At 62.3% G+C, this 21,348-nt stretch carries 21 protein-coding genes and 1 pseudogene; 8 read left to right on the top strand and 14 right to left on the bottom strand.

Annotation, left to right across the window (positions count from 1 at the left end; translation table 11 throughout):
* The first annotated feature begins 11 nt into the window (after positions 1–11).
* Positions 12–2,435, top strand: a complete 2,424-nt coding sequence (pheT, locus tag PYR71_RS03980) for a phenylalanine--tRNA ligase subunit beta (RefSeq protein ID WP_275618299.1) — start codon at positions 12–14, stop codon at positions 2,433–2,435.
* Positions 2,436–2,489: 54 nt separating this feature from the next.
* Here pheT and PYR71_RS03975 read toward each other — a convergent pair whose 3' ends face one another.
* Positions 2,490–2,849, bottom strand: coding sequence for a nuclear transport factor 2 family protein (locus PYR71_RS03975; protein ID WP_183913962.1), 360 nt, complete (start codon positions 2,847–2,849; stop codon positions 2,490–2,492).
* A 90-nt stretch (positions 2,850–2,939) separates the two neighbouring features.
* Positions 2,940–3,935, bottom strand: coding sequence for an aldo/keto reductase (locus PYR71_RS03970; protein WP_275618298.1), 996 nt, complete (start codon positions 3,933–3,935; stop codon positions 2,940–2,942).
* A 129-nt stretch (positions 3,936–4,064) separates the two neighbouring features.
* Here PYR71_RS03970 and PYR71_RS03965 point away from each other — a divergent pair, with 129 nt between their 5' ends.
* Positions 4,065–4,973, top strand: a complete 909-nt coding sequence (locus PYR71_RS03965; protein ID WP_275618297.1) for a LysR family transcriptional regulator — start codon at positions 4,065–4,067, stop codon at positions 4,971–4,973.
* Positions 4,974–4,994: 21 nt separating this feature from the next.
* On the opposite strand, the gene PYR71_RS03960 is transcribed toward PYR71_RS03965, so the two are convergent.
* Positions 4,995–5,492 (bottom strand): YciE/YciF ferroxidase family protein, encoded by a 498-nt coding sequence (locus tag PYR71_RS03960; RefSeq protein ID WP_183913969.1) that lies wholly within the window; start codon positions 5,490–5,492, stop codon positions 4,995–4,997.
* Positions 5,493–5,639: 147 nt separating this feature from the next.
* Between PYR71_RS03960 and PYR71_RS03955 the strand changes: the two genes are divergently transcribed.
* Positions 5,640–6,257 (top strand): hypothetical protein, encoded by a 618-nt coding sequence (locus PYR71_RS03955; RefSeq protein WP_275618459.1) that lies wholly within the window; start codon positions 5,640–5,642, stop codon positions 6,255–6,257.
* Here PYR71_RS03955 and PYR71_RS03950 read toward each other — a convergent pair.
* Together PYR71_RS03950 and PYR71_RS03945 are read right to left on the bottom strand one after the other, a co-directional pair.
* Positions 6,247–6,690: a GNAT family N-acetyltransferase gene (locus PYR71_RS03950; RefSeq protein ID WP_275618296.1), complete on the bottom strand. Its 444-nt coding sequence runs from the start codon at positions 6,688–6,690 to the stop codon at positions 6,247–6,249. The genes PYR71_RS03955 and PYR71_RS03950 overlap by 11 nt on opposite strands.
* Positions 6,691–6,702: 12 nt before the next feature.
* Positions 6,703–7,650, bottom strand: a complete 948-nt coding sequence (locus tag PYR71_RS03945) for an aldo/keto reductase (RefSeq protein WP_275618295.1) — start codon at positions 7,648–7,650, stop codon at positions 6,703–6,705.
* A gap of 178 nt (positions 7,651–7,828) precedes the next feature.
* Here PYR71_RS03945 and PYR71_RS03940 point away from each other — a divergent pair, with 178 nt between their 5' ends.
* A complete protein-coding gene (locus PYR71_RS03940) occupies positions 7,829–8,815 on the top strand; it encodes a Gfo/Idh/MocA family protein (RefSeq protein ID WP_275618294.1) in 987 nt (328 codons plus the stop codon).
* 3 nt (positions 8,816–8,818) lie between these two features.
* Here the strand turns inward: PYR71_RS03940 and PYR71_RS03935 are convergent, their stop codons facing one another.
* Together PYR71_RS03935 and PYR71_RS03930 are read right to left on the bottom strand one after the other, a co-directional pair.
* Positions 8,819–9,193 carry a GtrA family protein gene (locus PYR71_RS03935; RefSeq protein WP_275618293.1) on the bottom strand — a complete coding sequence of 125 codons (375 nt, stop codon included), beginning with the start codon at positions 9,191–9,193 and terminating at the stop codon, positions 8,819–8,821.
* A complete protein-coding gene (locus tag PYR71_RS03930) occupies positions 9,190–10,197 on the bottom strand; it encodes a glycosyltransferase (RefSeq protein WP_275618292.1) in 1,008 nt (335 codons plus the stop codon). Before PYR71_RS03930 ends, PYR71_RS03935 begins: the two co-directional genes overlap by 4 nt.
* A 161-nt stretch (positions 10,198–10,358) precedes the next feature.
* Here PYR71_RS03930 and PYR71_RS03925 point away from each other — a divergent pair, with 161 nt between their 5' ends.
* Positions 10,359–12,206 carry a hypothetical protein gene (locus PYR71_RS03925; protein ID WP_275618291.1) on the top strand — a complete coding sequence of 616 codons (1,848 nt, stop codon included), beginning with the start codon at positions 10,359–10,361 and terminating at the stop codon, positions 12,204–12,206.
* A gap of 381 nt (positions 12,207–12,587) precedes the next feature.
* On the opposite strand, the gene PYR71_RS03920 is transcribed toward PYR71_RS03925, so the two are convergent.
* Positions 12,588–12,830: a hypothetical protein gene (locus tag PYR71_RS03920; RefSeq protein WP_183914662.1), complete on the bottom strand. Its 243-nt coding sequence runs from the start codon at positions 12,828–12,830 to the stop codon at positions 12,588–12,590.
* 328 nt (positions 12,831–13,158) lie between these two features.
* On the opposite strand from PYR71_RS03920, the gene xseA reads away from it, so the two are divergent.
* A complete protein-coding gene (gene xseA / locus PYR71_RS03915; RefSeq protein ID WP_275618290.1) occupies positions 13,159–14,745 on the top strand; it encodes an exodeoxyribonuclease VII large subunit in 1,587 nt (528 codons plus the stop codon).
* Positions 14,746–15,046: 301 nt separating this feature from the next.
* Here xseA and PYR71_RS03910 read toward each other — a convergent pair whose 3' ends face one another.
* Entirely contained in the window at positions 15,047–15,544 is a 498-nt protein-coding gene (locus tag PYR71_RS03910) for a MarR family winged helix-turn-helix transcriptional regulator (RefSeq protein ID WP_097606771.1), read from the bottom strand.
* Positions 15,545–15,625: 81 nt separating this feature from the next.
* Between PYR71_RS03910 and PYR71_RS03905 the strand changes: the two genes are divergently transcribed.
* A complete protein-coding gene (locus PYR71_RS03905; RefSeq protein WP_275618289.1) occupies positions 15,626–16,537 on the top strand; it encodes an EamA family transporter in 912 nt (303 codons plus the stop codon).
* Here the strand turns inward: PYR71_RS03905 and PYR71_RS03900 are convergent.
* Entirely contained in the window at positions 16,485–17,738 is a 1,254-nt protein-coding gene (locus PYR71_RS03900) for an aminopeptidase (RefSeq protein ID WP_275618288.1), read from the bottom strand. The genes PYR71_RS03905 and PYR71_RS03900 overlap by 53 nt on opposite strands.
* A 121-nt stretch (positions 17,739–17,859) precedes the next feature.
* Positions 17,860–18,543, bottom strand: coding sequence for a glutathione S-transferase family protein (locus tag PYR71_RS03895; protein WP_183913987.1), 684 nt, complete (start codon positions 18,541–18,543; stop codon positions 17,860–17,862).
* 77 nt (positions 18,544–18,620) lie between these two features.
* Here PYR71_RS03895 and PYR71_RS03890 point away from each other — a divergent pair, with 77 nt between their 5' ends.
* On the top strand, positions 18,621–19,061 hold the full coding sequence (locus PYR71_RS03890; RefSeq protein WP_246720325.1) for a MarR family winged helix-turn-helix transcriptional regulator: 441 nt from the start codon (positions 18,621–18,623) through the stop codon (positions 19,059–19,061).
* On the opposite strand, the pseudogene ybaK reads toward PYR71_RS03890, so the two are convergent.
* The 3 genes and pseudogenes from ybaK to PYR71_RS03875 form a co-directional block, all read right to left on the bottom strand.
* Positions 19,062–19,533 (bottom strand): annotated as a pseudogene (gene ybaK, locus PYR71_RS03885) (Cys-tRNA(Pro) deacylase).
* A 9-nt stretch (positions 19,534–19,542) separates the two neighbouring features.
* Complete coding sequence (locus PYR71_RS03880; protein ID WP_275618287.1) at positions 19,543–19,893, bottom strand: ArsC family reductase; 351 nt, start codon at positions 19,891–19,893, stop codon at positions 19,543–19,545.
* A gap of 90 nt (positions 19,894–19,983) precedes the next feature.
* Positions 19,984–21,045, bottom strand: coding sequence for a succinylglutamate desuccinylase/aspartoacylase family protein (locus tag PYR71_RS03875; protein WP_275618286.1), 1,062 nt, complete (start codon positions 21,043–21,045; stop codon positions 19,984–19,986).
* Between the last annotated feature and the right edge of the window lie 303 nt (positions 21,046–21,348).

Raw genomic sequence — 21,348 nt, 5'->3', positions numbered from 1 at the left:
GATTTGGGACGATGAAATTCACGCTCTCCTGGCTGAAAGAGCATCTGGAAACGGATGCCACGCTCGATGAAATCTGCACCCGCCTGACCGAGATCGGGCTAGAGGTGGAGGATGTCGACGACAAGGCGGCATTCAAGCCCTTCGTCATCGCTAGAGTTGTCTCGGCGGAAAAACATCCGCAGGCCGATCGCCTGAAGGTACTGATGGTCGATACCGGCGCCGGTTCGCCGATCCAGGTCGTTTGCGGCGCCCCGAATGCGCGCGCTGGCCTTATCGGCGCCTTCGCCGCACCCGGGACCTATGTTCCTGGTATCGACACGACGCTTGCCGTCGGCAATATCCGCGGCGTCGAAAGCCGCGGCATGATGTGCTCCGAAAAGGAACTGCAGATCTCCGACAATCACGACGGCATCATCGATCTGCCCGACGATGCGCCGGTTGGAAAAAGTTATGCCGCCTATGCGCATCTGGACGACCCGGTGATCGAGATCAATCTGACGCCCAATCGGCCCGACTGCACCTCGATCCACGGCATCGCGCGCGATCTCGCCGCCTCCGGTCTCGGCACGCTGAAGACACGGACCGCGCCGTCATTTTCCGTCGAAGGCGAGACGCCGGTCAAGCTGATGCTCGATCTCGACGATCCGAAACTCTGCCCCGGCTTTTCGCTCCGCCTCGTGCGCGGCGTCAGGAACGGCCCGAGCCCGCGCTGGATGCAGCAGCGGTTGATCGCCATCGGCCTGCGGCCCATCAATGCGCTGGTCGATATCACCAACTATATGACCTTTGACCAGGGTCGGCCGATGCACGTCTTCGACGCCGCCAAGGTGACGGGCAATCTTACTGTCCGCCGCGCCAGGGAAGGCGAGACTGTGCTGGCGCTCGACCAGCGCGAATACAAGCTCGGTCCGAGCAACGTCGTCATCGCCGATGAAGACGGTATCGAATCGATCGGCGGCATCATGGGTGGCGAACACTCCGGCTGCGACGAGAACACCGTCGACGTGCTGATTGAATCGGCCCTCTGGGACCCAATGAACATCGCCAAATCGGGCCGCAGCCTGGGTATTATCACCGATGCCCGCTACCGTTTTGAGCGCGGCGTCGATCCGGAATATATGGTTCCCGGTCTCGAACGCACGACGGAACTGGTGCTTGAGCTCTGCGGCGGCACGGCCGCGCGCGCCGAGGTCGTCGGCTATAAGGGGCACGAGCCGAAGGTCATCGATTTCCCTTATTCCGAGGTCAAGCGCCTGACGGGCCTGGACGTCTCGACGGAGGAGAGCAATGCGATACTCGCCCGCCTCGGCTTCAAGGTTTCCGGCTCCGGCGAACGCGTTTCCGTGTCCGTTCCGTCGTGGCGCCCCGATGTCGACGGCAAGGCCGATCTCGTCGAGGAGGTCATGCGCATCCACGGCGTCGACAAGATCAAGCCGGCGCCGCTTGAAAGCCATGCCGCCGTTAACGGCAGAATCCTGACGACGCTGCAGATCCGCACCCGCGCGGCCAAGCGCGCGCTTGCCTCGCGCGGCATGCTGGAGGCCGTCACCTGGTCCTTCATTCCGGAAGATCAGGCGAAGCTCTTCGGCGGCGGTGCGCCGGCCCTCAAGCTTGCCAATCCGATCGCCGCCGAAATGTCCGATATGCGTCCCTCGCTGCTGCCGGGCCTGCTGACGGCGGCCCAGCATAATGCCGACAAGGGCTATGGCGACGTGGCGATTTTCGAGGTCTCGGGCACCTATGAGAATGACCGACCGGACGGTCAGCGCCGCGTTGCCGGCGGCATCCGCCGCGGCACCGCCTCGCTCGCCGGCGGAGGCCGCATGTGGTCGAATGCAGTGAAGGGCGGCGGCAAACCGGTCGACGTCTTCGACGCCAAGGCCGATGCGCTCGCCGTCATCGAAGCTTGCGGATTGCCGATCGGCAATATCCAGATCGAGCAGGGCGGCCCGGAATGGTATCATCCCGGCCGCTCCGGCACGATCAAGATGGGGCCGAAGGTGGTGCTCGGTTACTTCGGTGAATTCCACCCGCTGACCCTGGAAGCGCTCGATGTCTCCGGCGCTCTCTGCGGCTTCGAGGTCTATCTCGACGCGATGGCCGAGCCGAAGAAGAAGGCGACCCGCACCAAGCCGGCGCTGGAATTGTCGCCCTTCCAGGCGGTCAAGCGCGACTTCGCCTTCGTCGTCGACAAGACGGTTGAATCGGGCGCCATCATCAAGGCTGCGACCGGGGCAGACCGCAAGCTCGTCACCGGCGTCAACGTCTTCGACATCTTCGAAGGTGCGTCTGTCGGCGAAGGCAAGAAGTCGGTGGCGATCGAGGTTCAGATCCAACCGGTCGAGCGCACGCTGACGGATGAGGATTTCGAAGCGCTGACGCAGAAGATCGTCGCGAGCGTCGCGAAGTTCACCGGCGGCGTTCTCAGAAGCTGATCCCGCCAATCTTCGCCTAAAACAGAGAACCGGTCGTTGGCGCGACCGGCTCTTTCAAGTGTGAAGATGGTAGAGCTTGCTGACGATGACCCATCGGCCGTCGATCTTCAGTAGTGAGAGATAGTCGGTAAAGCGCATTCCGGCGAAATCGTCGGTGACCTTGACGCTCGCCGCGTCACCTTCGACATCGACGCTTTGGATATCCATGAAGGGCTGCGTGCCGGGCGGAGCCGGTTCCTCCGCCATGATCGCGGTGATGAATTCGTCCCGCGTCAGCCATTCGATGGCATTCTGGTAATAGCCGATGATCGAGCTTTGCGGGTGAAAGGCCTTCTTCAAGGCTGCCGCATTGGCGAAGGCCATGCCTTCGACATAGAGATGAACCGTCTGTTCGACTGCCTGCCTGTCCGACATGTTTCCATCCCGTTCTCCGAGATGACGTTAGATAGTTTCGCCGGACCGGAAGACAAGCCCGGCCGATTGCATCAGGCCGGGCTTCTTCGATTACAGATTCGTCATCGCAAGCGAGGCGTCCGAATAGCGTTTTCCCGCCACCTGTGCGGCGGGGATCGCTTCGCCGAGCTGCTGCAGTTCGGCTGCACTGAGCGTGATATCGGCAGCGGCGGCGTTCTGTTCGAGATGCTGAAGCTTGCGGGCGCCGGGGATCGGCACGATGTCGTCGCCCTGGCTCAGCACCCAGGCCAGCGCCAGCTGCGCGGCCGTCACACCCTTCCTGGCCGCAAGCTGCTCGAGCGCTGTAACGAGGGCGGCGTTGGCATCGAAATTTTTGGCCTGGAAACGCGGCACCTGCCGGCGGAAATCGTCGGCGGCGAGATCGTCGGCCTTACGGATCGCTCCCGTCAGGAAACCGCGGCCGAGCGGGCTGTAGGGCACGAAGCCGATGCCGAGTTCACGGCAGGTGGCAAGCACGTCCTCTTCGGGATCGCGAGTCCAGAGCGAATATTCGCTCTGAAGCGCTGCGATCGGATGGACCGCATGCGCCCGGCGGATGGTGGCGCTGCCGGCTTCCGAAAGTCCGAGTGCGCGGACTTTGCCTTCCATCACCAACTCGGCCATGACGCCGACAGTCTCCTCGATCGGCACGTTGGGGTCGACCCGGTGCTGGTAAAGCAGGTCGATGGTCTCGATGCCGAGACGTTTCAGCGAAGCCTCGGCAACTGCCCTGACATGTTCGGGGCGGCTGTCGACGCCGGCGATGGCGGCAGCGCCTGCCTTACTGGTATCGATCTTGAAGCCGAATTTGGTGGCGATCACCACGCGGTCGCGAAACGGCTTCAGCGCTTTTCCGAGGAGGACCTCGTTGGTGAAAGGACCGTAGACTTCGGCAGTGTCGAAGAAGGTGACGCCGAGATCGACGGCGCGATTGAGCGTCCGGATCGATTCCGCTTCATCGCTGGCGCCATAGGCAAAGCTCATGCCCATGCAGCCGAGGCCGACGGCTGAGACGGTGAGATCGTTTCCGAGTTTCCGGGTTTTCATGCTGCGCTCCTTGTTCTGAGCTGATTGTGAACCGCTGAGGATATCGTTGCGTACGGGCAGATGATATCGGCGGGGCATCGATCAGAAAATGCATGCAGATTCTAACGGCCTGTTCTATCATTTCGATCAATGAACAGAACTCAGCTCTCGCAACTCGCCGTTCTCGCCGCCGTTTCCGAGCATCGCAGTTTTCGTGCAGCGGCCAGGGAACTCCTCGTCGCGCCGTCGGCCATCAGCCATGCGATCGCGAGCCTTGAGGAAAGCCTGGGCGTCAGACTTCTGGCGCGCACCACCCGCAGCGTCGCGCCGACGGAGGAGGGCCGCCTGCTCCTCGAAAGGCTCCGCCCGGCGCTGGAGGAGATCGATGTTGCATTGGAGGCCGTCAGAGATACGCGCGGCAAGCCCGCTGGAAATCTGCGCATCACCGCGCCGCGCTTCGCCTCCGATATTTTGCTCGCCCCGCGCCTCGGCGATTTTCTCAATCTCTACCCCGACATCACTCTGGAGATCGCCAATGAGGACGGTTTCACCGATATTGTCCGGGAAGGTTTCGACGCCGGCATCCGGCTGGAGGAGAGCCTCGAGGCCGATATGATCGCGGTCAGGATCTCGCCCAAGCTGACGACTGTCATCGCGGCCTCGCCGGACTATTTCGAGCGCTACCCGAAGCCGGAGCATCCGCGCGATCTTGTCCATCACCGCTGCATCAAACGGCGCTTCACCAACGGCTTCATCTATCGCTGGGAATTCGAAAAGGACGGCCGGGAACTGGTTGTTGCCGTCGATGGGCCGCTTGTTGTCAGCGAGGACCGGCTGGCCATGCTTGCGGCGCTAAACGGTGCCGGCCTCGCCTATCTCTTCGACATGCGGGTTCATGACGAACTGGCAGCCGGCAGACTGGTGCGGGTGCTGGAGGATTGGTGCGCGCCCTATCCCGGCCCATTCGTCTATTATCCGAGCCGGCGGCAGATGCGGCCGGCGCTGCGCGCCTTCATTGACTTCTTCAGATATGCGGAGACGGATAAGGGTGGCCGGTAGACGGCCACCCTTTCATATGGATCAGGCGGCCTTCGCCTTCTGGTTCGCCGCGGTGGTGGCGAGCTGCGAGAGTTTCTTGTCGGTGGCCGTCTCTTCCTGCAGCGTCTGATCGAGCAGGCTGACGACATCCTTGAGGCCGAGCGTTGCAGCCCAGGTTTTCAGCGTACCGTAACGGGCGATTTCATAATGCTCGACCGCCTGAGCTGCCGAGATCAGGCCGGCATCCAGCGCCGGCGTGCCCTTGAACTCCTCCATGATTTCCTCGCCTTCGGCGATAATGCCCTGGATCGCCTCGCAGGTCTTGCCCTGGGCGCGCTTGCCGATCTTTTCGAACACCTGCTGCAGGCGCTCGACATGGGCTTCGGTTTCCTCGAGATGCTTCTGGAAGCCCGCCTTCAGATCGGAGGACTGGGCGGCGCGCGCCATCTTCGGCAGGGCGCGCAATATCTGCCGCTCGGCGAAGTAAATATCCTTGAGCGTGTCGTAGAAGAGATCTTCCAACGTTTTTTCCTTGGCCATTTTCTCGATCCTTGTTTTGGGAAAGGCCGCGAACGCGGCGACACATTAAGAAGCAAGGATCGCGCAAATTGTTCCCGATGGATTTCGGGTGGACTGGAAATCTCCGCCGGGCGATCATCCCGCTGTTGACGTTGGGAGAAAAAAATGATGCGGAAGCCGGGTTCGAGGAAAGGTCTGGAGGATCTTGGTCGCGTGCGGTTGTCGCGAAACTTCTTCTTCCGCGATTTCCTGCATTCCGAAATCGCCGATTTCTACCGCATCCCCAACATTCCCGTGGATCCCGATCTGGCGATCGAGGCCGGCAAAAGGCTGTGCGAGGAATTGCTGGAGCCGCTGGAGGCAACCTTCGGGCGTCTGCACATCCGCTCCGGCTATCGCTCGCCTGACGTCAACAGGTTCGGCAACGAGAACAAGCTGAACTGCTCGACCAATGCCGCCACATCAGCCCATCACATCTGGGATATCAGGGATTTCGACGGCTGCATGGGCGCCGCCGTCTGTATTGCCGTGCCGTGGATGATCGACCGCTATCGCGATGAAAGCGACTGGCAACGGCTGGCCTGGTGGATCCACGACCACCTGCCTTATGCTTCGCTCTGCTTCTTCCCCAAGCTCTGGGCCTTCAATATCCAGTGGCACGAACGGCCGAAGCGGATCATCCAGAGCTATGTCAGCCCGCGCGGCATCCTCACCAAGCCGGGCATGGCGAACTGGGAGGGCGATCATGGCGCTTTCTACGAAGGATTTCCCGCGCTCAGAGGCTGATGCGATAGCGGATGTGGCCGTCGCTCTCGACATAGCTGTCATAGAGCGCCCGGGCGGTCTTGTTGTTTTCACTCGTATGCCAATAAAGCCGCGACCAGCCTCTCGCCTTGCCGAGCGCGATGAGATCGTCCATCAGCGCCCGGCCGACGCCCCTGCCGCGCGCCTCGGGATCGACGAACAGGTCTTCGAGATAGCAGTCCCTGCCGCGAATCCACGTGCCCTCATGGGTGAGATAGAGCGCAAAGCCCATGATCCTGCCGTCGATCTCGGCGACGCGCATGGCGATCGCCGAGGCCGGATCGAAGACCCGGCGCCATGTCTGGTCGGTGATATCCGCATCGACGGTCACCTGGTAAAAGGCGAGATAGGCCGCCCAGAGTTGGCGCCAGCGGGTTTCGTCTTCGGGGCGGGCATCGCGTATCGTCATGGTCATCGTCCTGTTCTCTCAGCGCTTGGCTTCGTCGAGCAACGCCATCGCGTCATCGGAAAGCGAAAGTGTCGCCGCTTTCACCAGGCTTTCGAGCTGCGAAAGGTTGGTGGCGCTGGCGATCGGCGCCGTCACACCCTTCTTGCGCAAGAGCCAGGCAAGCGAGATTTCCGCGGGCTTGGCGCCGGTCTCGGCAGACACCTTGTCGAGCGCGGCGAGAATGCGCAGCCCGTTTTCGTCGAGATATTGCGAAACCCGGCCCTCGCGGGCGCGGCCCTGGGTATCGGCCTTGCTGCGGTATTTGCCGGTGAGGAAGCCGGCCGCGAGGCTGAAATAGGTGATGACGCCAATATTTTCCTTGACGCAAAGCTCGGCGAGCGGCCCCTCGAAGCTTGACCGCTCATAGAGGTTATACTCCGGCTGCAGCACGTCGTAACGCGGCAGACCGGCCTTTTCGGCAGCGTCGAAGGAAGCTTGCAGCAGCCCCGCATCATAATTCGAGCAGCCGATGGCGCGGACCTTGCCCCGCGCTTTCAGCTTGGCATAGGCGCCGAGCGTTTCCTCGTGCGGCGTATCGGCATCCGGCCAGTGCGAGAGATAGAGGTCGATGTAGTCGGTCTGCAACCGGCTTAGCGACGCTTCGACTGCCTTCAGAATATAGCTCGCCTTCAGCGTCTTTCCCCGCCCCATATCCGAACCGACCTTGGTGATGATGACGGCTTGGTCGCGCGAAATCCTCGCCTGCTTCAGCCAGCGCCCGATGATCTCCTCGGAGTCGCCGCCCTTGTTGCCCGGAACCCAGGAGGAATAGACATCCGCCGTATCGATTGCGTTCAGCCCCGCATCGAAAAAGGCATCGAGAACGGCGAAGGATGTTTTCTCGTCGGCCGTCCAGCCGAAGACATTGCCGCCGATGACGATCGGCGCGACCGAAAGACCTGTTTTTCCGAGCTGGCGCATTTCCATGACGCTCTCCAAAATCGTTAGGTGAGTGAAATCGCGGATACGGCAGAACGCCGCCTGAAGTAAAGTAGCGCGATCCCGGCATCCGGGAAACCAAACTTCCGTGATTTCATGTCGCACCATTGCGCCGCAGCGAAGCCCTGAATATGGTTCGCGGACATCAGTTCCGGGAGGTTTGGACATGCTGCGTTTAGGTATCATTTCGACGGCGAAGATCGGTCGCGACAATGTCGTTCCCGCTATCCAGGACGCGGAAAATTGTGTCGTCACGGCGATTGCGAGCCGGGATCTCGCGCGCGCAAGGGAGATGGCCGACCGCTTCTCCGTGCCGCATGCCTTCGGCTCCTATGAGGAAATGCTGGCCTCCGATGTCATCGACGCCGTCTATATCCCGCTGCCGACCTCGCAGCATATCGAATGGTCGATCAAAGCAGCCGATGCCGGCAAGCATGTGCTCTGCGAAAAGCCCTTGGCGCTGAAGGCCGGCGATATCGACGCGGTGATCGCTGCTCGCGACCGCAATAAGGTGGTGGTCACGGAAGCCTATATGATCACCTATTCGCCGGTCTGGCAGAAGGTGCGCTCGCTGGTCGATGAGGGCGCGATCGGCTCGCTCCGGCATGTGCAGGGCGCCTTCACCTATTTCAATCGCGATGCCGCCAACATGCGCAACATCCCCGAGCTCGGCGGTGGCGGCCTTCCCGATATCGGCGTCTATCCCGTCATGAGCACGCGTTTCTCCACCGGCAAGGAGCCGCTCCGGATCCAGGCGATTACCGAGCGCGATCCGGATTTCGGCACCGATATCTATTCGAGCGTCAAGGCCGACTTCGACGATTTCGAGCTGAGCTTCTATGTCTCGACGCAGATGGCCAACCGCCAGATCATGGTTTTCCATGGCACCGACGGTTACATCGAGGTCAAGTCGCCGTTCAACGCCAATCGCTGGGGGCCGGAAGAGATCGAACTTGCCGATCGCAGCCACAATGAATCACGCATCTTCCGCTTCCAGGACAATCGCCAGTACAGGCGCGAGGTCGAGGCTTTCGCTCGGGCGGTAAAGAACGGCAAGGAAGAGATCGTCACGCTCGAAAATTCGAAGCTGAACCAGAAGGTCATCGATGCGATCTATCGCGCCAGCGAGAAGGACGGCTGGGAGGCGGTCTGATGATCACGCGCGGAAAACGAAGCGCGAATAGCCGAAGAAGCTGAAGACCATCGCGGCGACGCTGGCAACCACCATCGCCGCAAGCGGCTGAAGCCCTGGCAGCGAAAGCAGCAGCGCGGAATAAAGCCCGTAATTGACGAGCGCCGCCGTGACGCCGACCGAGCCGTAGCGGAAGCCTTCGGCGGCGAGCGAGCGGCCGGAGCGATCGAAGGTGAAGTTCCGGTTGAAAGCCCAGGTCGCCGCCATTGCGAAGGCGATCGCGATAAGCCGGGCCAGGAAAGGCCCGAGCGGCGTCAAATCGAGCAGCGCCGACAGCACACCTGCATCGACGAGAAAGCCGATGCCGCCGGCAATCGCGAAACGGATAAGCTTCTTCACGCTGCATCAGCCTTGCCGCGGCCGGCGCGGAGCGCCGGCGCCGGCTGGCGATCCGGCAGCTTGGCGGCACTTGGCGTTTCCAGGCTCATATAGTGGATGCGCAGTTGCTCGGCGCGGGCGCGGGCGACGGAATCCAGGATGACGCCGGCGGTGAACAGCATGAAGGCGATCATCATCAGCGCGGTCGATAGAACCCAGGTCGGCATGCGGCTGACGAGACCCGTCTCGAAATATTCCACCAGCACCGGCGTCATGAAGCCGAGGCTCGCCAGCATGAAGAGACCGCTGATCGCGCTGAAGAAGGCGAAGGGCCGGGTTTCCTTCATCAGCATCGCAAACATCCAGAGAATCTTGGCGCCGTCGCGGAACGTTGAAAGCTTGGAGTGCGAGCCTTCCGGCCGGCGGCCATAATCCAGTTCAAGTTCGCTGACCGGCAGCTTCAGCCGCGAGGCATGCACCGACATCTCGGTTTCGATCTCGAAGCCGCCCGATACGGCCGGGAAGCTCTTGACGAAACGGCGCGAAAAGGCGCGGTAGCCGGAAAAGATATCGGTGAAATCAGGACCGAAGATCGTCCGGTAGAGCAGGTTGAAAAGCCGGTTGCCGAACGCGTGGCCCTGACGGCCGGCATCGGCATGCACGCCGCGCCGGGTTCCGACAACCATGTCGGCGCGCTCGGTCAGAAGCGTGCGCACCAACTCCTCGGCATCGCCTGGCGCATAAGTTCCGTCGCCGTCCGCGATGATGTAGATGTCGGCCTCGATGTCGGCGAACATTCGGCGAACGACGTGACCCTTGCCCTGCCGCCGCTCGCGCACGACATGCGCGCCGGCCAGCATCGCCTGCAGCGCGGTTCCGTCGGTGGAATTATTGTCGTAGACGTGGATCGCGGCATCCGGCAGCGTTGCCCGGAAGCCCTGCACCACAGAGCCGATCGTTGCCGCTTCATTATAACAGGGAAGCAGGACGGCAATGTCCGGGTGATTGGTACGCGATCGGGCCATGACTCTACTCGTTACACTGAAAGCCGCCACCAGCCTAAATCATGCAGCGTTAATAAGACCCTATGACGAAGGCAAAATCGGCCGCGCCGGCAGCCGGCTTTACACTTTCTTGATCGGCGGCGGCTAAGGTTCGGCCATCCGGAAACGAACCGCTAACCACGATGAACGCCGTACAGCCGATCACCAACACATCATCCGCGACCGATATCCCAAGCGGCGGCATCCGCGGCCTTCTGATGCGTCTGTGGCCGACCGTCATCGCCTATAGCGTCATTCTTGCCGCGGTCATCGTTGTCACCGGGCTCTATGGCGCTACCGATTACGTCGGCCCCGACAATGACGATGGCATGCGCCTCGTCGAGGTGCGCGATTTTCTCGCCGGCCAGGGCTGGTTCGATCTGATGCAATATCGTCTCGGCCTCAATGGCGGCACGCTGATGCACTGGTCGCGGTTGATCGACCTGCCGATCGCTTCGCTGATCTGGTTCTTCGGCCTGTTTGTGCCGCGTGAGACGGCCGAGGCGATCGCGCTCGGCATCTGGCCCATATCGCTCATCCTGCCCGCCATGCTCGCCATGGCCGTTGCCGGCCGGCGCATCGGCGGCGTTGCCGGGATGCATATCAGTCTCGGGCTGACCGCGCTCGCGATCTATACCGGAAACCGGTTCGCGCCGGGCGCCATCGACCATCACAATGCGCAACTGGCGCTGGTCGCGACAATGACGGCGATGCTGCTGGATCCCAACCGTCGCGGCTGGAGCTACGCGGTTGCCGGCATTGCGGCCGCCATCGCCATCGCCATCGGCGCCGAGACGACGCCCTTCGTTGCCGCCGTCTGCCTGACGGTCGCCGTTCTCTGGGCATGGGAGGGCAAGGATTTCGCCGTCGCCGCCCAGTCCTTCGGACTTGCGCTGGCGATGATGATCAGCATGCTCTTCTTCGCAACGGTGCCGCCGCGGCTCTATTCGATGGTCACCTGCGACAATCTCTCGCTCGGTTATTACAGTCTGGCGGCGATCGGCGGCGGGCTTCTGCTATTTTGCGCGATGTTTGCGAGCGGCCTCACCACGCCGCTGCGCTTTGCGGCGCTCGCCGTCATCGGCGCCGGCGTCCTCGGTTCGGCTGTCGTGATCGCGCCGCAGTGCCTGAGCGATCCGCTGGCCGGGCTCGATCCCATGCTCGTCGAACTCTGGCTGCGGAATGTCTCCGAGGCGAAGTCGATCTTCGCTTTGGCGCGCGGCGAAGCTTTCGATATCGGCGCCTTTTATGCGGCCGGTCTTTTCGGCATCGCCGTCTGCATCTTCCGCATCGTTCAGCGCGACCGCGTGCAGATTCACCTTGTTCTGCTGTTCCTGCTTGCAATCAGCTGGGCGATCGCGCTCGTCCAGGTGCGTGGCTCGACCTTCTCCAATCTCATCTCCATCCTGCCGCTTGCCCTGCTGATCATCGATCTCAGGCGGATCTCCAACAGTGACAGCGAAAATGTCGCTGTTGCCTTCGTCTATGTGATGACGGTGCTGGCAAGCGTCCCCGCCGCCTGGGCCGTCGGCGGTGGGCTGATCTCGCTGCAGATGCAGAATGAGGCGCAGAAGAAGGCGTCGGAACCGGCAAAGGAAAAGACCTGTGCATCGCGAGAGGCACTGGCGCCGCTTGCCGGTCTGCCTGTCGGCGTCGTCTCCGCGCCATCGGAAATGGGCGTCGCAATTCTCCGATTTACGCAAAACCGAGTTCTTTCGGCCCCCTATCACCGCAATCAGGGCGGCATGCTGACGGAGTTGCATATCGGCATGGCTGAGCCGCAGGAGGCGGAAGCTTTTCTGAAGGGGGCAGGCATCACGACGCTTGCCTTCTGCCCTGGTGATCCGCAGACACGGCAGCTCGCGAAACTAAAGCCGGGCGGCCTCTATGCGCAGCTCGGCAAAGGAAATATTCCGTCCTATCTGGAGCCGGTTTCGAAAGCGGCGGATGCGGCTGTCCAGTTCTTTCGTTATCGGCCGGCGACGAATTGACGCCGGCGATCATCGTGAGGGCAAATCGTTAGAGCCTTTCCTGGTTAGATCGAAGCATTCTGCCGGAGCAGGTTTTCGTCAGGGCAGAGGCGATTGGCGATGGGCATACCCCAAGGTACGTCCGAGCCGATCGCCTCTGATCCTGGCTAGAGATGCCCGGCCCACCGGCCGCACCGCTTCGCCGTGGCGAAGCGATCAGTGCGTCCGGCGATTCTGAATCTCGCAGATTTGCCAGGCAAATCTGCGGGAGGGTTGGCTGAAACGGGCCGGCTGCTCGACCGGTCGGCTTGGCCGTAGAGCTGGGCTACGACGCGCGCCGGCCGGTCGACCATCCGACTCCGTTTGAGCCAACAAAATGCTTCAATCTAACCAGGAAAGGCTCTAATGGGAAACACGCGGCGCGCGAAAGCGCGCATGGGCATAGAGGCCGAGCACGTAAAGGATCAGGCCGCCATTGTAGCCGAGAATGGCAAAGAGGAGCCCCAGCAGGGACACCGGCCCGGGCGAGGTTATCGCCGCCAGCGCGAAGGTGATTCCGATCAGCGCGGCGATCAATGCGATCGCTGCGGCCGAGCGCATTTGTGCGGCGCTGATGCCTAATGCTGCTGCTGTGAGAATAATCATTTCAGCACCTTCCCGAAGAGAACGAGGGGAAGCATAGGAAGCGCCACCTAACAAAGATTTACCGGTCATATCGGCCGAAAAGCCTTTGCATTGCGGTGGTTAGCAATCCCTTTCGACTGAAACGCATAGTCTAATTAAGCGTTCCCCCGCGAAACAGGTTTACTCGATTGTTGCGTTTGTTTTGGCGCGCCACGACCGCCTGTAGGATGGACGTGGATCAGCGCCCGTTCTACGGAGTCTCTTCACCATCGGCTCGACCGCCGGGAGAAACCGGCCTTGGCGCGATCGCGACCTTCCTGTTTGCCGCCGATCGACATAGAAAGAAGCGATGAGCAACCTCTTCGACAGCGATTCGCCGACCAACCTTGCCGAATATTCGGTTTCGGAGCTTTCCGGCTCGATCAAGCGGACCGTCGAAACGGCCTTCGATCAGGTTCGCGTGCGCGGCGAGATATCAGGCTATCGTGGGCCGCACTCCTCGGGTCACGCCTATTTCGCCCTGAAGGACGATCGCGCCCGCATCGACGCCGTCATCTGGAAGACCACCTTCTCGCGGCTGAAGTTCCGTCCCGAAGAGGGCATGGAGGTGATCGCCACCGGCAAGGTCACCACCTTTCCGGGCTCCTCGAAATATCAGATCGTCATCGAGACGCTGGAGCCGGCCGGCGCCGGCGCGCTGATGGCGCTGATCGAGGAGCGCAAACGCAAGCTCGGCGCCGAGGGCCTGTTCGATGCCGCCCGCAAGAAGCGGCTGCCCTTCATGCCCAAGGTGATCGGTGTCGTCACCTCGCCGACCGGCGCCGTGATCCGCGATATCCTGCACCGGATCTCCGACCGATTTCCCGTGCATGTCCTCGTCTGGCCGGTGAAGGTTCAGGGCGAGGGGTCCGGCGAGGAGGTGGCCAACGCCATCCGCGGCTTCAATGGGCTGGAGCCGGGAGGTACGATTGCCCGCCCTGATGTGCTGATCGTCGCGCGCGGCGGCGGCAGCCTGGAAGATCTCTGGAGTTTCAACGACGAGATCGTCGTGCGCGCGGCGGCCGAAACCCGGATCCCGCTGATCTCGGCCGTCGGTCACGAAACCGATTGGACGCTGATCGATTATGCCGCCGATATCCGCGCCCCGACGCCGACCGGGGCGGCGGAAATGGCCGTGCCCGTCAAGGCGGAGCTCGAGGCGCAGCTTGCGGCCCTTGCTGCCCGCCTGCAGGGCTGCATGAGCCGGCAGATGGATCAGCGCCGCCAGTCCGTCCGTGGTTTGATGCGGGCCTTGCCCTCGCTCGACCAGCTTCTCGCCTTGCCGCGCCGTCGTTTCGACGAGGCGGCGGCCGGCCTTGGCCGTGGGCTCGAACTCAACACCGTCAACAAGCGCCGCGGCTTCGAGCGTGTCGCGGCGCATCTGCGCCCTGATGTTCTGTCCAATCGTATCGCCGAGCGGCGGCAGAGGCTGAATGAAAGGATAGTGCGGGCCGAGCGGATGGTCGAGCGGCTGATCGACCGTTCGGCATCGCGCCTCCAGCGCGCCGAGGCGGTCCTTGCCTCGCTACCGGCACGGTTGAAGACGCAAACCGACCGCTCCCGCGAGCGCCTCGGCAATCTTTCGCGCCATGCCGACACGGCAATTCGCCACCAGTTGACGCGTGCCCGGGCCGAGCTTTCCGCACAGGATCGGGTGCTGCAGTCGCTTTCCTATAAGAATGTGCTGAAGCGCGGCTACGCTGTCATCCGCGACGAGGAGGACAGGCCGGTCTCGCAGGCGGCAGGTCTTTCGGCCGGCGCTGCGGTCTCGATCGAATTCGCCGACGGCCGCATCGGTGCTGTCACCACCGAAGGCGGCATGCCGCCGGTCGCGCTGAAGAAACGGCCTGCCAAGCAGGAAGCCGGCGACCCGCCGAAACAAGGTAGCCTTTTCTAGTACAGTTCCGTGACGGCCGACGGTGTGAGCCCGAATACGGTACTTGTGGTCATGGGTCCTCGGGTCAAGCCCGAGGACGACGGAGGGTGGAGGAGCCTGTGTGGCAAGGAGCGCGAGCGCGCAGGTGGTTTTGTTGAATTGCCGTGTTTTAGTTACGCGATTCCCAAGCAAATCCGCATTTTGCTGGAATTACCCCAGGCGTCTCGCCTCTTGCCCATGGTGCTTCCCCACCCTCCGTCATACTCGGGCTTGCCCCGAGTATCCATGTCCACCACTCCGCTGCCTTGTAGAAACGCTCGAACTACTCGAAATCCGACAGAAACTTCTTGAGCAGCCGGTCGAACGCGGCCTTGTCCTCGGCGGTCAGATTGCGCGTCAGCCGCTGCTGGTTGGCGACATGGGCGCCGACTGCCTCTTCGACGGTCGCGAACCCCTTATCCGTCAGCGCGATCAACACGCTGCGCCTGTCGTCCGGATTGACGATGCGCTCGACGAAGCCCGCCTTCTCCAACTGATCGATGCGGTTCGTCATCGTGCCGGAGCTGACCATCGTCATCTCCAGAAGCTCGCCGGGTGAGAGCCGATGAGGCGCGCCGGAACGGCGAAGGGTGGCCAGCACGTCGAAGGACGAGGTGGAAAGCCCGTGCTTCAGCAGCACCGCCTCCACTTCGCGGCCGAGATGCGTGCCGAGGCGCTTCAGGCGTCCGAGGATGCCCATCGGCTCGACGTCGAGGTCCGGGCGCTCGCGCCGCCATTGCGCCAGGATTCTGTCGACGTGATCTTGCTTGTCTTCATCCATTCCACATCGATAACAGTAGATATCTTGACGTCAAGATAAAATCCGCTATCCTGGATTTATCTTGATATAGAGATTCTTGAGATGAAGACAAATCCCCGATATTTGACCGATGTGCTGATGACCCCGCTCGCACCCGCCATCTGGGGCAGCACCTATATCGTCACCACCTCCTTCCTTCCGGCAGGGTATCCGCTGACAGTCGCGATGCTGAGAGCCCTGCCGGCCGGGCTGCTGCTTCTGCTCCTGGTAAGGAAGCTGCCTTTCGGCATCTGGTGGGGAAGGGCCTTCATTCTCGGCGCGCTGAACTTCTCGTTCTTCTGGGCGATGCTCTTCGTCTCGGCCTACAGGCTCCCGGGCGGCGTTGCCGCAACGGTGGGCGCGGTGCAGCCGCTGATCGTCATCGCCCTGTCGCGGCTTTTCCTCGGCAAGCCGGTTCGGCCGCTGGCCGTGCTGGCCGGTCTTGCCGGCATGGCCGGCGTCGGATTACTGGTATTGACGCCGAAGGCGGCGCTTGATCCCGTCGGGATCGCTGCCGGTCTTGCCGGCGCCGTCTCGATGGCCTTCGGCACGGTGCTGACGCGCCGCTGGGCGCCGCCGGTGTCGAACCTCACCTTTACCGCCTGGCAATTGACGGCAGGTGGCATCCTGCTGGTGCCCATTGCGCTTTTCCTCGAGCCGGCGCTGCCGGCACTCAGCGCCGCAAACATTGCCGGTATCGCCTATCTCGGCCTGATCGGCGCAGCCTTCACCTATCTGCTCTGGTTCCGCGGCCTGTCGCGCATCGAACCCTCGGCGGCCGCCTCGCTCGGCTTTCTCAGCCCTGTCGTCGCGACCCTGCTCGGCTGGCTTGCGCTCGGCCAGAGCCTGGCGCCGGCCCAGGTCGCCGGCTTCGCCATGGTGCTCGCCGGCGTCTGGCTCAGTCAGCGCGCGACGATGCCGGTCAGGCCAATTCGCCCTGCCGCATCACCGCAACCCGCGAACCGTCCGGCCTGAGGCCGTCGATATCGACCTTGTCCGAGCCGATCATCCAGTCGATATGGATCAGGCTGGAATTGCCGCCCTGCGCCTTGATCTGCTCCTGGCTGAGCGTCGCGCCGTTCAGGAAGCATTTGGAATAGCACTGGCCGAGCGCGATATGGCAGGAGGCGTTTTCGTCGAACAGGGTATTGTAGAACAGGATGCCGCTCGCCGAGATCGGCGAGGAATGCGGCACCAGCGCCACTTCACCGAGCCGGCGCGCGCCCTCGTCGGTATCGAGCACCTTGTTCAACACCTCTTCGCCGCGCGACGCCTTCGCCTCCACGATCCGCCCGCCCTCGAAGCGCACCTGGATATTGTCGATCAGCGTGCCCTGGTGCGACAGCGGCTTGGTGCTGGAAACATGGCCTTCGACGCGCAGCGCATGCGGCGTGGTGAACACCTCCTCGGTCGGAATGTTCGGATTGCAGGTAATGCCGTTCTTGGCGGTGGAGGCGCCGCCATGCCATTCATGCCCGTCGGCAAGGCCGACCGTCAGATCGGTGCCCGGCCCCTTGAAATGCAGCGAGGCGAAGCGCTCGCCGTTCAGCCAGGCGGAGCGCTTGGCGAGATTGGCATTGTGTTCCGCCCAGGCGGCGATGGGATCGTCCACATCGACGCGCGAGGCGGCAAAGATCGCCCTGGCGAGCTTGGCAATCGCGATCGGCTCCGGATCGTCGGGAAAGACCACCTTGGCCCAGGACGGATTGGGATAGGAAACGATGTTCCAGTTGATGTCGAAATTCGAAATCTTTTCTAGCGCCGGCTTGTAGGCCGTCGAGGTGGCGCGATTGGCGCGGCCGACCTTGCCGGCATCCTGCTCGGAGAGCAGCAACGGGTTGTCGCCGGCAACCGCAAGACGGGCCGCCCCATTGGCATAGGCCTTGGCCATGCCCTCATAAAGCCAATCGGAGGCCCGGTCGAAGCTCTCGTCGCTGCCATACTGATAGCGCGACAGCGTCGTTTCCTCGTCGGAATAGAAGGCGCTCACCAATCCCGCACCGGCCTGATAGGCCTGTTTGGTGATCAGCCGCACGAGCGGCAGCGCCACGACCGGCGCGGTGACGACCAGATCCTGACCTTTCTGCAGCCGAAGGCCGACCTTGACGGCGACTTCCGCAAGCTTCTCCAGCTTGACGGGATCAACGGCGTTCTGGCTTTGGGGCATGAAAGTCATGGTTCGACCTGCTTTCTGTCATCGATGGGAAAGCTGGAAGACTTAGACCCGTTTGCGGCGAAAATGAAGTGTGCCGCTGCCGAATTAAGCGGCCGGTCTTGTCCGGCCGCTTACAAGGCCTTTACGCTGCGGCAGACTGCCTGAGCAGGATCGAGGAGTGTTTGTCGAGGAATTCCATCAGCCGCTGCGGGTAATCAGTGCCGACAGCCGCCCGGACACTCGCACGCGCGGAAAGAGCCTTGCGCCAGCGCTTCACCCGCTCCAACCCATCGAATATGCCGCTGTCGCCGAGCGTGTCGAAGAGGTCGAAATAGCGAAAGACCGGGGCAAAGACGGCGTCGACGAGGCTGAAGCTGCTGCCCGCGAAATAAGGCCCGTCGGTCAGCGCGCTCTCGATCGTTGCGAATTTGGCGATGAGGGCTTTGCGCTTGGCTTCGAGCTGAAGCGCGTCCTGCGCCGTTTCGTAACCCCAGAGATCGGAAAGCACGGATGAGCCGAATTCCATCCAGCCGCGGTGGCGGGCGCGAGTGAGCGGATCGTCCGGATGCAGGGCGGCGCCCGCCTGCGTTTCCTCCAGGTATTCGCAGATGACGCTGCTTTCGAAGAGCACCGCCTCGCTGCCGTCCTCCTCCTCGATCCGCAGCAGCGGCACCTTGCCGAGCGGCGAAATTTTCAGGAACCAATCCGGTTTGTTAGCGAGATCGATGTTGATGCGCTCGAATGGCACGCCCTTTTCAAGAAGCGTAATCGCGGCGCGCTGCACATAGGGGCAGAGATGATGGCTGATGAGAGTAAGGCTGCTCATGGAGATCTCCTGGTTATTCCATGCAAATGCATCTAATATCACTTGCGGCGGAATTCAAGATAGATGTAATTGCATTTATGAAGGATATCCCGAAACCGAGCGAAGCCACCACCCGTGCCTGGACGAGCATCATGCGCGCCCGCGAGCGCTTGCTTGCCGCCATCGAAGCCGAGTTGAAAGCGGCCGGCATGCCGCCGCTTTCCTGGTATGACGTGCTGTGGGAACTGGCGCGCGCCGATGATGGCAGGCTGCGCCCCTATGAGATCGAAGAGCGGACTTTGCTTGCGCAGTATAATCTTTCCCGCCTTATCGACCGTCTGGAAGGAGAGGGGCTCGTCCGGCGCGAAGTCTTCACGGACGATGGACGCGGTCGCTGGGTTGTCATCACCGAAGCCGGCCGGCAGCTCCGCGAACGCATGTGGGCGGTCTATGCCAAATCGATCGAGAGCCATATCGGCTGCAGGCTCACCGAAAGCGAAGCAAAGAGCATCTCGGCCTTGCTCGCGCGTTTCCTGTGATCAGGCGATCAATGGCGCGCTGACGGCCTTCAACACCGCCAGCGCGTCCTTCGGGTCGAGCCGCACCTGCAGCCCGCGCTGTCCGCCATTGATATAGACGAGCGGTTCAACAAAGGCGGTCTCCTCGATCGCCGTCGGCACGATCTTCTTCTGGCCGAAGGGGCTGATGCCGCCGACATGATAGCCTGTCAGCCGCTCGGCATCGGTAGGCTTCATCATGTTGGCCGACTTGCCGCCAAAGGCGCTGGCGAGCTTCTTCATGCTGACTTCGCGGTCCGACGGCACCACGACGCAGACCGGCTTGCCGTCCAGCTCCGCCATCAGCGTCTTCAACACCCGATGCGGTGCTTCGCCCAAAGCCTCGGCCGCTTGCAGCCCGACGCGCTCGGCGCCGGGGTCGTAATCATAGGTATGGACGGTGAAGGCGACCGGCCTTGGAAAGAACCTGTGTCGCGCGTGTGGTCTTGGACATACGACGCCGTCAGCCGCCAAATGTGCTGGTGTAAATTTCCGGCTTGAAACCGATTACCAGCTTGTCCTTCGCCTCCAGCACCGGCCGCTTGATCATCGACGGCTGGCCGAGCATCAGCGCGATGGCTTTCTCTCGGCTGAGGTTCTCGCGCTCGGCATCGGGCAGTTTCCGGAATGTCGTGCCGGCGCGGTTGAGCACGGCGTCGAGGCCGGCCTGGTCGACCCAGCCCTCGAGATGGGCGCGGTCGATGCCGAGCGCCTTGTAATCGTGAAATTCATAGGCGACGTCGTGATCTTCCAGCCAGCTGCGGGCCTTCTTCATCGTGTCGCAATTCTTGATGCCATAGATGGTAACGGCCATGCCTGATCGATCTCCGTGTAATGGCAGCGGAATAGCATGCGCGAAGGCCGGCGCAAACGCCATGCGAGGCTTATCCCCGGCAGCGCCGCCTTAGCTCTCCAGCGTGCCGGCCTCGCGCGACGTCTTGCTGGGCCCGGCGCAGACGATCTTCATCAGATCGCCGCGCCGCCGCACCAGCCGGTCCGACGTCCGGGTCAGGATCAGCCCGTCCTGCGGCGCCTGCAAATCGATGCTGCCATCAACCTGCCCCGGCCGGGTGATGATCGTCGCCAGACACTCGCCCTCCACAACCCTGTCGCCGATCGTGCGATGGAAGAGCACGGCGCCCCCTTCGGGAGCCCGGATGATCTCGACATTGTCGAGCGGCGCGGCCGGGCCGGCAAACGCGGCCGGCGCCACCGGTTCGTCGCTGACGATCCCGCGTGCTGCGAGGAAACGCCAGAGCCCGTCCGCATCCCGCTTCGCCAGCGCCGGATCGACGTCGCGCTTGCCGCGCAGCTCGACTGTGACCGAAAGCCTGCCCGGCAGCATGGACCGTCGTTCGCCGGGGATTTCATATTTCCATGCAAAGCCGACAGCCTCCTCGAAGGCGGAGCTTTCGCCATCCGACAGCAGCACGGCCTCCATGTCGAGCGCGGCGGCGAGATCGGACGCCTCCGGCCAGAAAGCCTCGTCGATATAGGCATATTGCAGCGATTCGTCGTCGCAATGCAGGTCGAGGACGAGATCGGCGCCGAGCGCCATATGCAGAAGCTGCCGCTTCAACCTGTCGGTAGCCGGGTAATCGTCGAGCTCTTCGATCAGCGTCGCCCGATCGGCAATGGAGATCAGCGGGAAATCCCGGTTGAAATTGGTGCGCGAGCCTAGGTCGAAACGACCCTGCAAATCACCGAAATGCGACTGCGCCGCACCGATCGGATTGGCCTGCGGCACGATGGTGATGCCGCCCAGGATTCGATCCTGGTGTTCCGCCCGCCGCAGCCGCTCGCAGAGGAAATGCAGGAGCGCCGTTCCCGGCACTTCTCCGGCATGCAGTGCCGCCTGGATATAGATCTTCGGCGCCTTCGGATCGCGACCCTTGAAGCGCAGCACTGGCAGCCGCCATTCCGTTCCTGGGGTATCGCCCGGGATGATGATCTCTGAAACGTCCATGCTGTCGTGCTCCGCGTTTGCCGACCCAACGGTTCGTCCAGCTTTATGCGCGGATATCCGGCAAGCGCAAGCCTCACCGGGCATGGTACCCTCAGCCGAGAAGCGTCCAGCGATCGACGGTGTGGTATTCGGTTTTTCCGAGAACGCTGTGGATCAGCAGGAATTGGCCTGTCAGGTCATCCTAACCGCCTCGCGCTCCAAAAACGGGGCGAAAAATAGGTCGGCAAGGTAGAATATCAGGGCGCAAGAATCGGGTTGAAACAGCGGCCGTCCCGTACGATTTTGGTGGTAATCGAAAAGGCG

The organism is Rhizobium mulingense, from assembly GCF_029194105.1.
Lineage (GTDB): Bacteria > Pseudomonadota > Alphaproteobacteria > Rhizobiales > Rhizobiaceae > Rhizobium > Rhizobium mulingense.
Note: the sequence above shows the minus strand (reverse complement) of the source record. Positions and strands in the feature narration are given on the sequence as shown.

Excerpts from the sequence above, each read along its gene's own strand:
- PYR71_RS03965 (WP_275618297.1), top strand. The coding sequence starts at position 4,065 with ATGAACAGAACTCAGCTCTCGCAACTCGCCGTTCTCGCCGCCGTTTCC.
- PYR71_RS03940 (WP_275618294.1), top strand. The coding sequence starts at position 7,829 with ATGCTGCGTTTAGGTATCATTTCGACGGCGAAGATCGGTCGCGACAAT.
- PYR71_RS03950 (WP_275618296.1), bottom strand. The coding sequence starts at position 6,690 with ATGACCATGACGATACGCGATGCCCGCCCCGAAGACGAAACCCGCTGG.
- PYR71_RS03970 (WP_275618298.1), bottom strand. The coding sequence starts at position 3,935 with ATGAAAACCCGGAAACTCGGAAACGATCTCACCGTCTCAGCCGTCGGC.
- PYR71_RS03905 (WP_275618289.1), top strand. The coding sequence starts at position 15,626 with ATGAAGACAAATCCCCGATATTTGACCGATGTGCTGATGACCCCGCTC.
- PYR71_RS03910 (WP_097606771.1), bottom strand. The coding sequence starts at position 15,544 with ATGGATGAAGACAAGCAAGATCACGTCGACAGAATCCTGGCGCAATGG.
- PYR71_RS03975 (WP_183913962.1), bottom strand. The coding sequence starts at position 2,849 with ATGTCGGACAGGCAGGCAGTCGAACAGACGGTTCATCTCTATGTCGAA.
- PYR71_RS03925 (WP_275618291.1), top strand. The coding sequence starts at position 10,359 with ATGAACGCCGTACAGCCGATCACCAACACATCATCCGCGACCGATATC.
- PYR71_RS03930 (WP_275618292.1), bottom strand. The coding sequence starts at position 10,197 with ATGGCCCGATCGCGTACCAATCACCCGGACATTGCCGTCCTGCTTCCC.
- PYR71_RS03900 (WP_275618288.1), bottom strand. The coding sequence starts at position 17,738 with ATGACTTTCATGCCCCAAAGCCAGAACGCCGTTGATCCCGTCAAGCTG.
- pheT (WP_275618299.1), top strand. The coding sequence starts at position 12 with ATGAAATTCACGCTCTCCTGGCTGAAAGAGCATCTGGAAACGGATGCC.
- PYR71_RS03945 (WP_275618295.1), bottom strand. The coding sequence starts at position 7,650 with ATGGAAATGCGCCAGCTCGGAAAAACAGGTCTTTCGGTCGCGCCGATC.
- PYR71_RS03895 (WP_183913987.1), bottom strand. The coding sequence starts at position 18,543 with ATGAGCAGCCTTACTCTCATCAGCCATCATCTCTGCCCCTATGTGCAG.
- PYR71_RS03955 (WP_275618459.1), top strand. The coding sequence starts at position 5,640 with ATGCGGAAGCCGGGTTCGAGGAAAGGTCTGGAGGATCTTGGTCGCGTG.
- xseA (WP_275618290.1), top strand. The coding sequence starts at position 13,159 with ATGAGCAACCTCTTCGACAGCGATTCGCCGACCAACCTTGCCGAATAT.
- PYR71_RS03875 (WP_275618286.1), bottom strand. The coding sequence starts at position 21,045 with ATGGACGTTTCAGAGATCATCATCCCGGGCGATACCCCAGGAACGGAA.
- PYR71_RS03890 (WP_246720325.1), top strand. The coding sequence starts at position 18,621 with ATGAAGGATATCCCGAAACCGAGCGAAGCCACCACCCGTGCCTGGACG.
- PYR71_RS03920 (WP_183914662.1), bottom strand. The coding sequence starts at position 12,830 with ATGATTATTCTCACAGCAGCAGCATTAGGCATCAGCGCCGCACAAATG.
- PYR71_RS03960 (WP_183913969.1), bottom strand. The coding sequence starts at position 5,492 with ATGGCCAAGGAAAAAACGTTGGAAGATCTCTTCTACGACACGCTCAAG.
- PYR71_RS03880 (WP_275618287.1), bottom strand. The coding sequence starts at position 19,893 with ATGGCCGTTACCATCTATGGCATCAAGAATTGCGACACGATGAAGAAG.